This is a genomic window from Streptomyces albofaciens JCM 4342 (assembly GCF_008634025.1).
Taxonomy (GTDB): Bacteria; Actinomycetota; Actinomycetes; order Streptomycetales; family Streptomycetaceae; genus Streptomyces; species Streptomyces albofaciens.
Map to the genome: position 1 here is coordinate 1,908,779 of NZ_PDCM01000001.1, position 13,460 is coordinate 1,922,238.

The 13,460-nt window shown below is 70.6% G+C and carries 13 protein-coding genes; 5 read left to right on the forward strand and 8 right to left on the reverse strand.

The features are described from left to right. Positions 1-126: 126 nt before the first annotated feature. On the reverse strand, positions 127-1,416 hold the full coding sequence (locus CP973_RS08640) for an ABC transporter substrate-binding protein (protein WP_208853152.1): 1,290 nt from the start codon (positions 1,414-1,416) through the stop codon (positions 127-129). A 309-nt stretch (positions 1,417-1,725) separates the two neighbouring features. Here CP973_RS08640 and CP973_RS08645 point away from each other — a divergent pair, with 309 nt between their 5' ends. Beyond that, complete coding sequence (locus CP973_RS08645) at positions 1,726-2,484, forward strand: SDR family NAD(P)-dependent oxidoreductase (protein WP_150239017.1); 759 nt, start codon at positions 1,726-1,728, stop codon at positions 2,482-2,484. Between the two features lie 166 nt (positions 2,485-2,650). On the opposite strand, the gene CP973_RS08650 is transcribed toward CP973_RS08645, so the two are convergent. Next, positions 2,651-3,055, reverse strand: coding sequence for a MerR family transcriptional regulator (locus tag CP973_RS08650; protein WP_150239018.1), 405 nt, complete (start codon positions 3,053-3,055; stop codon positions 2,651-2,653). A gap of 48 nt (positions 3,056-3,103) precedes the next feature. On the opposite strand from CP973_RS08650, the gene CP973_RS08655 reads away from it, so the two are divergent. Next, positions 3,104-3,937 carry an alpha/beta fold hydrolase gene (locus tag CP973_RS08655; protein ID WP_244409336.1) on the forward strand — a complete coding sequence of 278 codons (834 nt, stop codon included), beginning with the start codon at positions 3,104-3,106 and terminating at the stop codon, positions 3,935-3,937. Positions 3,938-4,210: 273 nt separating this feature from the next. Here CP973_RS08655 and CP973_RS08660 read toward each other — a convergent pair whose 3' ends face one another. Then, positions 4,211-4,390, reverse strand: coding sequence for a DUF397 domain-containing protein (locus CP973_RS08660; RefSeq protein WP_150239019.1), 180 nt, complete (start codon positions 4,388-4,390; stop codon positions 4,211-4,213). 3 nt (positions 4,391-4,393) lie between these two features. Further along, a complete protein-coding gene (locus CP973_RS08665; RefSeq protein WP_150239020.1) occupies positions 4,394-5,275 on the reverse strand; it encodes a helix-turn-helix domain-containing protein in 882 nt (293 codons plus the stop codon). Positions 5,276-5,468: 193 nt separating this feature from the next. On the opposite strand from CP973_RS08665, the gene CP973_RS08670 reads away from it, so the two are divergent. Continuing rightward, on the forward strand, positions 5,469-5,918 hold the full coding sequence (locus CP973_RS08670) for an ATP-binding protein (protein WP_244409337.1): 450 nt from the start codon (positions 5,469-5,471) through the stop codon (positions 5,916-5,918). On the opposite strand, the gene CP973_RS08675 is transcribed toward CP973_RS08670, so the two are convergent. Further along, a complete protein-coding gene (locus CP973_RS08675) occupies positions 5,878-6,627 on the reverse strand; it encodes a dioxygenase family protein (RefSeq protein ID WP_167538293.1) in 750 nt (249 codons plus the stop codon). The genes CP973_RS08670 and CP973_RS08675 overlap by 41 nt on opposite strands. Positions 6,628-7,210: 583 nt before the next feature. Here CP973_RS08675 and CP973_RS08680 point away from each other — a divergent pair. After that, on the forward strand, positions 7,211-7,774 hold the full coding sequence (locus tag CP973_RS08680; RefSeq protein ID WP_150239021.1) for an RICIN domain-containing protein: 564 nt from the start codon (positions 7,211-7,213) through the stop codon (positions 7,772-7,774). Positions 7,775-8,249: 475 nt separating this feature from the next. Here CP973_RS08680 and CP973_RS08685 read toward each other — a convergent pair whose 3' ends face one another. Then, entirely contained in the window at positions 8,250-8,834 is a 585-nt protein-coding gene (locus CP973_RS08685) for a hypothetical protein (protein WP_150239023.1), read from the reverse strand. 293 nt (positions 8,835-9,127) lie between these two features. Next, positions 9,128-11,074, reverse strand: a complete 1,947-nt coding sequence (locus tag CP973_RS08690; protein ID WP_150239025.1) for an APC family permease — start codon at positions 11,072-11,074, stop codon at positions 9,128-9,130. Between the two features lie 611 nt (positions 11,075-11,685). On the opposite strand from CP973_RS08690, the gene CP973_RS08695 reads away from it, so the two are divergent. Next, positions 11,686-12,348: a hypothetical protein gene (locus CP973_RS08695; RefSeq protein WP_244409338.1), complete on the forward strand. Its 663-nt coding sequence runs from the start codon at positions 11,686-11,688 to the stop codon at positions 12,346-12,348. 25 nt (positions 12,349-12,373) lie between these two features. On the opposite strand, the gene CP973_RS08700 is transcribed toward CP973_RS08695, so the two are convergent. Continuing rightward, positions 12,374-13,315: an oxidoreductase gene (locus tag CP973_RS08700; protein ID WP_208853153.1), complete on the reverse strand. Its 942-nt coding sequence runs from the start codon at positions 13,313-13,315 to the stop codon at positions 12,374-12,376. Positions 13,316-13,460 lie beyond the last annotated feature (145 nt).

Genomic DNA, 13,460 nt, shown 5'->3' on the forward strand with positions numbered 1-13,460 from the left:
GGCCACCCGCGGCGGCTCCGCGGGCCTGCCTGCCCGCCTCGGCTCCCCGATCCCGCCCGTCCGCGTCGGCCCCTCGAACCCGCCCGCCCGCAGCTCGCCCGCCCACCGGCGCCCCGTCCACGTTCTTCACTTCTTCTTCGCCCGCTGCAACTCCGAGTTGACCTTCCGCACGACTGCTTTCAGTTCCGTCTCCGGATAGGCGCCGTCCTTGATGATGTGGTTCAGTGCGTCCTGATAGGCGTTCTTGCTCGGGGTCGTCCAGAGCAGCGGTTCGGCGTAGCCGTGGTCGGTGGCGAAGCGCACCGCCTCCGCCGCCGGGCCCTCCTGGAGCTGCTTCGCCTTCTTGGCGAGCGAGGTGCGGGCGGGGATGTGGAAGCCGTACGAGAGGGCAAAGTCCAGTTGCTTGTCGGTTCCGTCCACCCACAGCCACTTCACGAACGCCTTGGCCTCCTTCTGGTGCTTGCTGCGCGCGCTGACCGCCGAGCCGTACGCGCCGACCGGCACCGTGGGCCGGCCGCCGGCGCCGTCCTTCGGGAACGGCAGCACCCCGAAGTCGTCCCCCAGGGCCTTCTTGACCTGCGGCAACGCCCACAGCCCCGACCACTGCACGGCGGTCAGCCCCTGGATGAAGGCCGCCGGGTCGGACCAGTCCGTCGGCGCGCCGAGCAGCAGTGATCCGTCGGCGTACAACTGCCGGATCTTGCCGAGGACGCGAGCGGCGGCCGGGTCGTCGAAGCCGACCTTCCCGTCCTCCGTGATCAGGCTCAGCCCCGCGGCGAACAGCGGGGTGCCGCCCAGCACCGCGGCCCCGCCGTCGTTGCCCAGGAACAGCCCCTTGACCTTGTCCTTCCGGTGGTGCCGCGTCAGCGTTCGCGCCGCCTCGACCAGCTCGTCCACGCTCTGCGGCGGCCGCACCCCCGCCGCCGTCAGCATGCTCTTCCGGTAGAAGAGGAACTGCGTGTCTATGGTCTGCGGAACCGCCCAGATCTTGTCCTGCCAGATCTTCGGCTTGAGCACGGCTTGGTTGAAATCGTCCTTCACCGACTCGATCTGCTCGGTCACGTCCACGACCTGACCGCCCTTGATCTGGTCGAGTTTCGGCCCGTCGGCCTCGAAGACGTCCGGCCCCGAGTCGGTCAGCAGCGCGGCAGCGGTCTGCCGGTCGTAGTCGCCGGGCCGCCACTGCACGGTGACCCGCGCCTTGTCGTACGCGGCGGCATACCGCTTCACGGCCGCCTCGGTACCGGGCTCGCCGTACTGGTGGTACCACTGGCTGAGCGCGGGTCCCGAACCCTTGCCGCTCCGGCCGGTGTTGGAGCCGCAGGCCGCCAGTACGCCGGTGAGCGTGGCGCCCCCGGCCGCGGCGAGCAGCCGCCGTCTGCCGATACCGAAACCTGTGCCGTTGCCGCGTGTCATGCCGATCGCCCCCTGCGTGGCTCGTGCGCCGTGTCCGTTGCTGCCTGGCCGTTCCGTGTGTCCGCCGGTGTCGTCCCGCCGCGTACGTGATCGACGATCATCGTCCGCCGCGCGCCTACTCTGCCGTACCCGCGTGAAGGACGCGTTGCACCTGCGCGAAACCGGCCGGTGGCGGCGCCCGTAGGAGTGAGCACCGCGCGACGGCACGGTGTTCCCACGCGGACCGGCCCCCGCGCCAGCCTGGTGTTCCCACACCCAGGCTCAGCAGGCTCTCCCCGCGCATCGGCGCGCGCCCGCACCATCTCTTGCATGAACCGCTTCACGAACAAGACAGTTCTGATCACCGGTGGTACCAGCGGCATGGGGTTCGCCGCCGCCCGCCGGTTCCTCGACGAGGGCGCGTACGTCGTCATCACCGGCCGCGACCAGGCCCGACTCGACGCGGCGGCCGCCCGCCTCAACGCCCCGGACCACCTCCTGGCCGTACGCGCCGACGCGGCGTCCCTGCCCGACCTGGACGCGCTCGTACGGGACATCGAAGCCTGGCGCGGCACCCTGGACGCGGTCTTCGCCAATGCGGGCGTCGGCATCTTCAAGCCCAGCGCCGAACTGACCGAAGCCGACTTCGACACCACCGTCGACGTCAACTTCAAGGGCGTCTTCTTCACCGTTCAGAAGGCGCTCCGCCTCATGGACCGAGGCGGCGCCATCGTCCTGAACGCCTCGTGGACCCTCTACCGTGGCATGCCGGTGGCCACGGCGTACTCGGCCACGAAGGCCGCCGTCCACAATCTGGCCCGCACCCTCGGCGCCGACCTGGCGCCCCGCGGCATCCGCGTCAACTCGGTGAGCCCCGGCTACATCGATACGGAGATGTTCCGCGCCGCGAACACGGACCCCGACGCCGAGGCCCGCCTCGCGGCCGAAGTCCCCCTCCAGGCCGTCGGCCAGGCCGACCAGGTCGCCGCCGCCGTGGCTTTCCTGGCGTCGGACGACGCGTCGTATGTGACAGGGCAGGACTTGGTGGTCGACGGGGGCCTGGTGGGGTCGCGGCCGGTGGCGTCCTAGACCTCACCCACTACGCGAGCCGGGCCTGACCACCGTCGGGCCTGGCCACCGCCGCCGGGCCTGACCTCCGCGGCCGGGCCTGGCCGCCGCCGTTGGGTCTGGCCACCGCCGTTGGGCCTGGCCACCGCCGCCGGGCCTGACCAGGTCGCCTGTGCCCGGCGCCCGGTCAATTCGCCTCGGCCATGATCGACCGAGGCGCTCCCGGCTCCCCGGCGCTCTGAAAGGGCGCGGCGGCGATGACGGTGTCGAGCATCGTGCGGGAGGCCCGCAACTCCTCGATGGCGCGGGTGATCCGCTCGCTCTCCTGCCGCAACTGGGCGACCAGATCCGGACAGGTGGGTACGAGACGGCCGTCGTCCGATCGGATGCAGGGGAGCACCTGAGCGATCAGAGAGGTCGGCAGGCCGGCTGCCAGCAGACAGCGGATGCGGCGCACCAACTCGACGTCCGACTCGCTGTAGACGCGGTAGCCGCTCGGCAGCCGCTCCGGTTCCAGCAGTCCTTGCTGCTCGTAATAGCGCAGCAGCCGCTCATGGACTCCCGTGCGCCGCACCATTTCCTTCATACGCATGCGGCTCGCGCCTCCCCCTGCGCAACGCGCGGCTTGACTCTGACACTGATGTCGGAGTTTAGCGTCGGCGCCATGATCACCGATTTCTCGCTTCCCCTGTCCGACCTCGATGTCCTCGTGAAGGGCAGTGGCCCCGCGCTCCTGCTCGCCCACGGTGCCGGTGGCGGCATCCAGGGAAACTTCGGCCTCGTCCTCGACGACCTCGCCCAGGACCACACCCTCGTCGGCCCGCACTACCCGGGAGCGGGTGGTTCCCCCGTGGCCACCGAGCCTCTGGAACTGGACGACCTCGCCGACCGGCTGGTCGCCGCCGCCGTCGCGGCGGGCCAGGAGTCGTTCGCCGTGCTGGGGGAGTCGCTCGGCAGCGCCGTGGCCGTCCGGATCGCCGCCCGGCATCCCGAGCGGGTACGGGCACTCGTCCTCACCGCCGGTTTCCCGGTCGCGGACCCCGTCCTGGACCTGGCCGCCCGGCTCATCAAGACCTTGGGCGGCGCGGGCCGGTGGGAGGACGTGGCACGGCTCGCTCTCCTCTCGTGCCTGTCGCCGGCGGACCTGGCGGACATCGAACCGGCCGACCTCGACGCGGCGGTCGCCCAGACCCTGGCCGGGATGCCGCCGGGCATGCTGGACCACTTCGACCTGGTGTCCCGCGTGGACGTCCGGTCGGACCTGGAAAACCTGTCCGTGCCCACCCTGGTGGTAGCGCCCACGGGGGACCGGCTGGTGCTGCCGGAGAGCTCGTACCGTCTGGCCGCGGGCATCCCGGGCGCCAAGCTCATCGAACTGCCCGGCGCGGCCCACATCCTGAACGAGGCCGACCGCGCGACGTGGCTGCACCACGTCCGCGAGTTCCTCGGCGCCCTTGCCACGGCATCGGTGTGACCGCTGCGGCCCGTGGGCAACCGGCTCGGCGTCCATGGCGTCCCCGGTTGCCCGCCTCGGCCGGTGCGTTCGGCGAAAGTCCAGGTCAGGACGATTGTCAGACCCCTGGTGCATGCTCGTCGTACAGGGCTCTCGCAAGCCGACGGCTTACGGCCCTGCGACCGTGACCTGCGCCTGTCCCCGAGGAGTCGTCCATGATCATCGTGTCCGCAAGCGCCACGTCATGTCCGGGGTGGAGGCGGCGTAGAAGCCGGCCTTCGGCACGCTCATGGGTCACGGCTCCGGGTGGAGTGTGGTGAGGAAGGATGCCCAGGCGGCGGGGCTGACGTGGAGGGTCGGGCCGTCGGTGCGCTTGGAGTCACGTATGGCGATGGTGTGGGGGTCATCCGTAGCCACCTCCACGCACTCGCGATCAGCGCTGCTGTAGGTGGACTTGCGGAATGCCCGTGTCATCGTTCACATCTCCTTGTGCAAGGCGTTGATGAATGTTTCCGAGTCGGCAGGTGAGAGCGCACTTGCAACAAGGCGTTGGAAGAGCCTGTCGTGCTGGGCCGCGCCGTCGCCGCCTTCGACCCACAGTTGTCCCATGGCTGTCTCGGTGTAAACAACATCCATGGCGCCGGGTTCCGCAAACGAGATGATGTTGAACGTGCCGCCCATGCCGGCGTGCTCTCCCGCGGCGAAGGGCAGGACCTGGACCTTGACGTTCTGTTGCTGGGATGCCGTGACCAGGCTTTTGAGCTGTTCGCGCATGACATCGCCGCCGCCGACCAAGTGGCGCAGAGCCGCTTCGTGGATCACGGCCCACAGGAACAGTGGTGCTCGGCCGGTCAGACGCTGCTGGCGCGCCAGGCGTGTGTCGACTACCCGCTGCCCGCCGTCGGCATGTTCACGTGACGAGTTCCCGAAGGCAAGGGCACGTACGTAGTCGGGTGTCTGGAGGAGCCCGGGCACGAAGGACAGTTGCCACGTCCGGATGGTGGTCGCGGCGTTCTCCAACGTGACGTACTCGCGCATATCCCCTAGGTCGGGGAAGTCGTTCCACCATCCCTTCGCCTTGCGCCGCTCGCGATCCACGCGTGCCAGTTCCAACAGGCCGCCCACCGTGGCCGGGTCGCACACGTCGTACAACTCGCACAGGATGCGGATGTCCGGGTCGCGCATCGGGACCCAGCCGCTCTCCATCCTGGCGATCTTGCCGGTCGACGCGCTGATGACCTTGGCCGCCTGGCCTTGCGTCAGGCCGGCGGCCAGCCGGTGCTTGGTGAGTTCGCCGCCGAGGCGGCGGCCCAGGACGGTCGACATGCGGTTGCCCTGTGATGTCTGGCTGCGTTCCATGCTGCTCACCTTCGCTCGTGGACGGCGGCGCGGGTGCCGAATCGTGGCTCGGCAACTCTCCCGGGTGAAATTTGCACCGCTCGATTGTGGCCGCCGCCATCGCGCCCCTACCGTCCGTAACGACCGAACTGCCCGCGCGGCCGCATCAGTTGGCGCAGGGGTGCGCGCTGCTCGTACTCGGAGGTGGCCGTCGATGATCTCTCCGCATGACCCCGTGGAAACCGTCCTCTACGAGGACCTGCTCGACTACACGCCGTTCCCCAGGAGCGTGCGGCTCGCGCGGTACCGGATGGCCCGGCTGCTGTGGGAATGGGGGTACGGACACCTCGTGGACGACGCCGAGTTGGTGGTGTCGGAGCTGCTGACGAACGCGATCACGCACGGCAGGGTGCCCGGCCGGCTGGTGCGGGTACATCTGACGGTCGGCAAAGACGTGCTGCGGCTGTCGGTCAGCGACGCGCGAGGGGAACTGCGGCCGTGCGTACGGGAGCCAGGGGACGACGCTTCCGGAGGGCTCGGGCTGGTGCTCGTCCAGGAACTGGCCATGCGGTGGGGCGTACGGGACAGGGAGGTCGGCAAGACCGTGCGGTGCGAGCTGGACATCAGGCGGGGGCGACCGCCGGGGGCGGGCCGCCGAGGATGATGTCCCAGTGGTAGGTGAGGGACGTGGGGCGGCCCGGTAGCGGTGGCCCGGGGACGTACGTGGCGATCAGACGGCGGCGGGCCGCAGCGGTCGGGGCGGCGTGCAGTACCGAGTCGTGGGCCAGGAGCGGGTCGCCCTCGAAGTACATCTGAGTGACGAGGCGTTGCGTGAACGCACGGCCGAAGAGGGAGAAGTGCAGGTGCGCGGCGCGCCATGCGTCGTCCGGGGTGCCGAGCGGGTACGGGCCCGGTTTGATTGTGGTGAAGGTGTAGCGGCCGGCGGCGTCGGTGAGGGCGCGGCCGGTGCCGGTGAAGTTGGGGTCCAGGGGCGCGTCGTGCTGGTCGCCGCGATGGGCGTAGCGGCCGGCGGCGTTCGCCTGCCAGAGTTCGATGAGCTGGTGGGGGATCGGGCGCCCTTGGTCGTCCAGGAGGCGGCCGGTCACGGTGATGCGTTCGCCGATCGGGGCGCCCGGGTGCCGGCGGGTGAGATCGCAGTCCAAGGGCGTCACGTCGGTGTGGCCGAAGACCGGGCCGTACAGTTCGGCGTTTTCCGGGTCGGGCGGCAGGCTCACCGGCGGGCGGGCGGGTTGGCGCAGGGCGAAGCCCCGGTACGGCGTCGGTGCGGGGACGGCCGGGGGTATCTCGGGGGAGGTGGTCGCGGAGGCGGTTGCGGAGGCGGACGTGGGCATGGGCGTGGATGCGTTCGGCATGCAGACGTTGTCGCATCGGATGCCGGGCCCGGCAAGACGGCGTACCGGTGGCCCGGGGGCCCATCGGCCCGGCGGCCCAGCGACCCGGCGGCCCGGTGGCGCCCACCCCGCGTGGAGATCACGGCCGCCGGTCCCCGGGCGTACGCCTGCGGAAACGCGGCGCGCGACGGGCGCTGTTCATATCAGCTGAATCTACGCGCGTACATGGTGGACGCCTCGGGTGAGGGGCGTGTGCGGGTGTTCGGGCGCTGCGGTCGGGCATGCCATGGGTGAGCTGGTCGGCGCGGCCCATCTGCGGGCCGCCGTATCGCTTCGTGGCAGACGGGACGGCGGGTAGCGCCGTCGGCGTCGGGCGCCCGGCCCTTCATTCCTCGCCGGTCCGGCAAGCGGCCGCGGCGCATCGCGTAAGGCCGCCTCCTTACGGGGGCCGCCTTCGTACTGCCGTACTGCCGTACTGCCGTACGGGCAGGCCTTCGTACCGGGCGACGGAGACGGGCCGGCAACCGGATCACCGCCCCCACGGCCGCCGGATCTCCGTCTCGCCGATCGGCTCTCCACCTCACCAACCGGAAGGAGCACCGCCATGTACCCCAATGCCCTGGACACCTTCGTCGCCTCCGTGAAGCACCAGCGCGAGATGGTGATCGTTCACCGGGTCACCGGTGGCTACCTCACGCACAACGGTGACCTCCAGATCGAGACCGATCCGATCGACAAGATCGACAACAAGCGGCACCTGTGGGTGGTCCACCTGGAGGGCTACTACAAGAACAACACCGTTTACAGCTTCGAGAACAAGAGGGAGGGCAAACGGCTGGCGATCAACCCGGACAACCCCCGGGACGGGATGCGGTTCACGGACGCCCAGGACCCCAAGGGCAAGCTCACCAAGGAGATGGAAGCGCAGCGGTTCTACGTGCTGCCGATGTGCAACGGCGGCTACTCCATCGTGCCCTTCCTCGCGCCCGACCTGGGGCTGATGCCGATGGGCAACCGGCCCACCCCGCCCGCCTGCGACCGGCCGTCGCCCCACTTCGGCGGGCAGTCCTCGGACAACGGCGCGCACGACTTCGTCCGGCCGCCGGAGCAGCCGCCGCGGGAGGACCCCACGAACCAGGAGCTCAAGCCCCCCGGCTCCGGTAAGTGAGGGAGGGCTCCGGAGCTACGCCGATACGCGCCCGCCCGCCCGGCCGAGCGGCCGCCCGCCCTGCCGCCCGCCCGGCGGCAGGCGGTCAGGGCCCGTAACCCGCGACCCGTGGTCCGCGACCAGCGACCTGTGGCCCGCGACCAGCGACCCGCGACCCGTCGCCCGCGCCCCCCCTGGTCCGCGTCCCCCATGGTCCGCGACCCGCGACCAGCGGCGAGGTATTCGTCTGACGGCGTAGCTACCGGAGCGTATCTCCTGTCGGCTTTCCTACTGCTTTCCTGCCGCTTTCCTATCGGCTTTCCTGTCGGCGGGCTCGCCAGATCACGATCGCGCTGCTGGCTGTGCCAAGGACCGTGAGAACGCCGATGCCAATGCCCCACGTATCTCCGCGCCAGACACCGATCGCCGTCATGGCGAGTGCGCCGATAACCGCGATGGCGGCGAGTATCCGTCCGAGAAGCATGAACAGCAATCCTTAGAAGCAGTGGTCGGAAACGCCCTTGGCTGCCGATGCCGTCCCGCTGATGAGAGGCCCGGCGGCCGACAGCGTCGCCCCGCCGCTTTCCGGAGCCCCCGCGACACTAGCAATAACACCGACTCCGCTCGCGAGGGCTCCCGCGCCGTCCATGAAGCAGCTCCAGTCCATGCGCGTGGTCACCTGCCCCGGGGTCGTCGGGCGGACCACAACGCCTTCGACCGTGGAGCCCTTCACGCCGGAGACCTTCTGCGTCAGCCGGTCTCCCTTGAGGCTCCAGGTGACCTTGTGGATGTGCCCGGCCTTGTCCTTGATGTCCAGCCGCGTCATACCGCCGACCGCTTTTCCGTCGGCGTTGAGGAAACGGACGCCGGGGTCGGTGAGGACCGCGTGGTCGCCCTTGGGCAGCTTGATCTTGAACGTGGAGGTGGCCGCGAACTTCGTCACCTGACCACGCTTGGCCACGGCGTTCGTGTCCTTGCCCTGCGAAGCCGGGGCGGCAGCCATGGCGGTGCCGGCCGTGGAGGACACGATCGCGGCGGTGACCACGGTGGCGGCCAGGGCTGGACGCAGGCCGATACGCATAAACATTTACACCTTTCGATTACTTCCGTCCCGGTGGCTCGGGACGGATCCACCCTTGTGGATCCAAAAGCCGACTCATATGGCACAGGCCACAAAGGCGCGCAAACGCCCGGTCAAGATCGTTTCGGGGTGGAGTAAATCGGCTGAAAGGTCACCCGATGGGGCTTCAATGGCGCTGGTGTCGTGCGGCGTTGGGTTTTTCCCCGACGTCTTCCATTGCCCTGTGCGTCGTTTTCGCGTAGCGATCCCTGCCCTTTGTCCGGAACTGTGAACTTCCGTGCTTAAAAGCCAGGTCAAATACTGTGACGCCAAAGCGAACGGGAGGTCTGTCCCGCCACCCGGATCCGCAACCGGCATATGGTCGCGTCCGTCGTGCGGCGTACCGCGTGGGCGACGACCGCGCCGCGCTGGTTCTGGAGCAGGCGCTGCCACAGGCGGGCCGGTTCGACTTCGGGGATCAGGACCGTGACGCGGGTGCTGGGGTGCCGGTCGCGGAGTTCGCGTACGTACGCGGCGATCGGGCGGCCCACCGTACGGCTCGCGGAGGGGAGTTCGAGGAGATCGACGCCGGGGTTCCACAGTTCCCAGTCGCGGCGCAGGGACTCCGCCGCGCGGCGGTCCTCGGGGGCGGCGTACGTGACGGTGACGGCCACCACCTCGTCACCGAGCGAGACCGCCGCGTTCAGGGCCTCGCAGGTGAGCTTGGACAGGTGGGAGACGGGGACGACGACCAGCGAGGGGTCGCGGTGCGGGGGTTCGGGGATACGGCCGAGGTGCAGGTGGTCCGCGATCCGGCCGTACGCCCGGTGGACCGCGCCGAAGGCGAGGACGAGGGCGGGCAGGGCGATGACGATCAGCCAGGCGCCGTCCGCGAACTTGGTGGCCGTGACGACGACTGCCGAGACACCGGTCAGCAGCGCGCCGAAACCGTTCAGCACGGCCTTGCCGCGCCAACCGGCACCGGCGGCCCCGGAACGTTCCTGCCACCAGTGCCGCACCATGCCCACCTGGCAGATGGTGAACCCGACGAACACACCGATGGCGAAGAGCGGGACGAGCGTGTTCACGTCGCCGCCGGAGAAGATCAGGAGCAGGGCGGCGACGGCGGCCAGCGCCAGGACGCCGTGCCGGTGCACCTGCCGGTCGGCCTTGAGGCCGAAAACGTGCGGCAGGTAGTTGTCGCGGGCCAGCAGGCCCATCAGGACGGGCAGCCCGCCGAACGACGTGTTGGCGGCCAGCGCGAGCAGCACCATGGTGGCGAACTGGACCACGTAGAAGGCCCAGTTGTGCCCGAGGGAGGCGTCCGCCAGCTGTGCGAGGACGGTGACGCCCTCGACCGGCTGGAGGTGGAAGCGCCCGATGAGCACGGAAAGACCGATCAGCATCACGCCGAGCAGCGCACCCAGGGCGACCTCGGTGCGCTGCGCGCGCTTGGCGGCGGGGGCGCGGAAGGACGGTACGGCGTTGGCCACCGCCTCGACGCCGGTCAGCGCGGAGCAGCCGGAGGCGAACGCCTTCAGGAGCAGGAGCGCGCCGACGGAGGTGGCGTTGCCGGACAGGACGGAGGCGTGACCGTCGGCCGAGGCCGTGGAGGCGGGCGCGTCGCGGAAGAGGCCGACCGCGACGACGGCGAGGATCGAGCCGACGAAGACGGCGGTGGGCAGGATGAACGCCTTCGCCGAGTCGACGATGCCGCGCAGGTTCACCCCGGTCACCAGGACGAGCACCGCCAGGCACAGCCACAGCCGTTGGCCGTACAGCGCCGGGAAGGCGGAGGTCAGCGCGGCGATGCCGGCGGTCACGGACACGGCGACGTTCAGTACGTAGTCGAGGATGAGGGAGGCGGCGGCGAACAGGGCCGTCCGGCGGCCGAGGTGGGCCTTGGCGACGGCGTACGAGCCGCCGCCGTTCGGGAACGCCGCGATCACCTGGCGGTACGAGGCGACCAGGACCGCGAGCAGCGCCGCGATGCCGAGCGTCACGGGGAGGGTGAAACCCAGGCCGTACGCACCGGCGGTGGCCAGGACCAGGACGATCGACTCGGGCCCGTAGGCGACCGAGGCCATGGCGTCGAGGGAGAGGGCGGCGAGGCCCTGCACGGAGGTCAGGCGGTGGCGGGCGTCCGGTTCAGGAGCCGGGGCGGGCGGGACCGCCCCCAGGGGGGTGTTGTGGCCGACGGCCCCGGTATCCGGTGGCTTCTGGCCTGCGGACCGGCCCGTGGCCTTCCACACCATCGACATCTTTCGCCGTACCTCCGTGCGCTGCGGGATGGGATCCCTGGTGGGGTTGGGAAACCCGGTCGGAAGGGGGACCCGTTCGGGGCGGGAATCCCGGTCGGGGCGGGAATCCCGTTCGGAGCGGGAAATCCGTTCGGAAGGGGAACCCTGGCGATCGGGAAGAGCCCTCCGATGACCGGGAAGACAATCCCGATCACCGGAGCGAACTCCCCGATGACCGGAGCGACCCCCGATGACCGGAGCGAACTCCCCGGTGATCGGGAACGAACCTCCCGGTCACCGGAGCGAACCCCCCCCGATGACCGGAGCAAGCCCCCCCCAACATCAGGGCCAGCCCAGCGTGAGTGCTGCTGCGTGCGGGCGCGCCGGTTCTTGGCGTGGCCTTTGCGGATGGACCGGCCATCTTCACGGGTTCTTGATGCCCGGTGGGGACGGACCGACGCGGGTGGGTGGGCCTGGCACCGGGTGGGCGGGGCACCGGGCGGCGACGTGGCCGGTACCGGTACGAACGCATGGCATGCGCCTCATCAGCACTGCGTAAAGGTTCGCCGTACCGCCATCAGCACCGCATCAACATCCCCGCGAGCCGGGCACCGCGGTCCTAGCCTCACGGCATGGGACGGCGAGGCGAACCCGGGGCCGGGTCCACGGCTCACGGCGAGGGCGGCGAAGACGACGAGGACGCCGGCGCGGACGCCGGCGCGTGGCGGGACCGGGAGGTGCGCGATGGACGGTACACGCGGGAGGGGTACGCCCTTCCACCCCCGGTGTACGGCCCGACGGCGTACCGGGACCGCCGCTGGGCGCCCGAACTGCGCACGGCGGCCTGCGGAACGGCCGCGGTGCTCGCCATCATGCTCGCCGTCGACCTGGCCGCGCACACCCTCGACCCGCTGCGCGCGGCCTCATGGACGGCCCTCGCGCTGGTGCTCTTCGCGGCGCTCTTCCCGGCACGGGTGACGGCCGGCGCGGACTGGCTCGCCGTACGCGGGCTGCTGTGCGAGCGGCGCGTCCGCACCGACCTGCTGGTCCTCGTGCACCGCAGCGACGGAATGGCGCCCCGGCTCGTCCTGCGCGACGTCCTGGACAACCGCGTGGAACTCGACCCCAAGGCCCTCACCGGCAACCCGGTCCTGTGGCACCTGCTGGACACGGGCGCCCGGCTCTCCCGCGAGCGGGGGCTGCTGCGCTCGGGCAGCGAGGTGCTGCGGACGCTGGGCGAGTGCATCGACGGGGAGGGGGCCCGGGAGATTTTCGAGGCGTCGGGGCTGAGGTGACGGGGGGCGCGCCCGGCCTCTCGGCTCAGCCTCCCGCCCCACCACCGAACTCATACGTCACACCCGTAAGCTCCTCCGACGCCGCCCACAACCGCTCACCGGTCGCGTCGTCCGTGGTCCACGGGGCGCGGAACGACGACGCGGGCCCGCCGCGCAGGCCGCCGCGCGGGCCGAGGAACGCGTCCGGCTTCATGTGCGGGGCGGTGGCGGCGCACAGCGTGGGCAGCGCGCCGGACTCGGCGGGCTGCGCGACGATGCGGTTCATCAGCGTCACGGCACGCTCGGCACGCGTACGGCCCTCCATCCGTACACCGGCGGTCTGGAGGTTGGTGTCGGCGTACCCCGGATGCGCGGCGACCGCCAGGACCTGCGACCCGGCCCGCGCGAGGCGGCGCGACAGCTCGTGGGTGAAGAGCAGATTGGCGCTCTTGGAGCGGCCGTAGGCGATCCAGCGGTGATACCCGCGCTCGCTGTTCAGATCGCTCAGCTTCACATTGGCCAGCGCGTGGAAGCCGCTGGAGACGGTGACGACGCGCGCGCCGGGCGTGCCGAGCAGCTTGGGCAGGAGGAGGCCGGTGAGCGCGAAGTGACCGAGGTGGTTCGTCCCGAACTGCATCTCGAAGCCGTCGGCGGTACGGCGCTGCGGCAGCGCCATGACGCCGGCGTTGTTGACGAGAAGGTCCAGTCGGTCGCCGTCGAAGTCGTCGAGCCCGGCCGCGAAGGCCCGTACGGACTTCAGATCGGCCAGGTCCAGTTGCCGGAACTCGGCCTCGGCGGCGGGCACTTCGGACCGCAGCCGGGCGAGCGCCGTCTGGCCGCGCGACTCGTTGCGGCAGGCCAGCACGACCCGGGCACCGCGGCGGGCGAGCTCACGGGCGGTGACATAGCCGATACCGCTGTTGGCCCCGGTGACGACCGCCGAACGGCCCGTCTGATCGGGGATATGGCTCGTGTTCCAACGCGTCACGCCTGCTGCGCTCCTTCGTCGGGGCATCGGGGAGGGACCAGGGTACGCCTCGGCCGGACGGGATCGCGGTTGCCCGGAGTCCACATGTGTGGATGAAGAGAGACGAAGAGAACCGCCACCCCCGGAGCCCCGGAAGCGCGTCAGC

Excerpts from the sequence above, each read along its gene's own strand:
- CP973_RS08655 (WP_244409336.1), top strand. The coding sequence starts at position 3,104 with ATGTCGGAGTTTAGCGTCGGCGCCATGATCACCGATTTCTCGCTTCCC.
- CP973_RS08650 (WP_150239018.1), bottom strand. The coding sequence starts at position 3,055 with ATGCGTATGAAGGAAATGGTGCGGCGCACGGGAGTCCATGAGCGGCTG.
- CP973_RS08680 (WP_150239021.1), top strand. The coding sequence starts at position 7,211 with ATGTACCCCAATGCCCTGGACACCTTCGTCGCCTCCGTGAAGCACCAG.
- CP973_RS08675 (WP_167538293.1), bottom strand. The coding sequence starts at position 6,627 with ATGCCGAACGCATCCACGCCCATGCCCACGTCCGCCTCCGCAACCGCC.
- CP973_RS08685 (WP_150239023.1), bottom strand. The coding sequence starts at position 8,834 with ATGCGTATCGGCCTGCGTCCAGCCCTGGCCGCCACCGTGGTCACCGCC.
- CP973_RS08665 (WP_150239020.1), bottom strand. The coding sequence starts at position 5,275 with ATGGAACGCAGCCAGACATCACAGGGCAACCGCATGTCGACCGTCCTG.
- CP973_RS08660 (WP_150239019.1), bottom strand. The coding sequence starts at position 4,390 with ATGACACGGGCATTCCGCAAGTCCACCTACAGCAGCGCTGATCGCGAG.
- CP973_RS08645 (WP_150239017.1), top strand. The coding sequence starts at position 1,726 with ATGAACCGCTTCACGAACAAGACAGTTCTGATCACCGGTGGTACCAGC.
- CP973_RS08695 (WP_244409338.1), top strand. The coding sequence starts at position 11,686 with ATGGGACGGCGAGGCGAACCCGGGGCCGGGTCCACGGCTCACGGCGAG.
- CP973_RS08670 (WP_244409337.1), top strand. The coding sequence starts at position 5,469 with ATGATCTCTCCGCATGACCCCGTGGAAACCGTCCTCTACGAGGACCTG.
- CP973_RS08640 (WP_208853152.1), bottom strand. The coding sequence starts at position 1,416 with ATGACACGCGGCAACGGCACAGGTTTCGGTATCGGCAGACGGCGGCTG.
- CP973_RS08690 (WP_150239025.1), bottom strand. The coding sequence starts at position 11,074 with ATGTCGATGGTGTGGAAGGCCACGGGCCGGTCCGCAGGCCAGAAGCCA.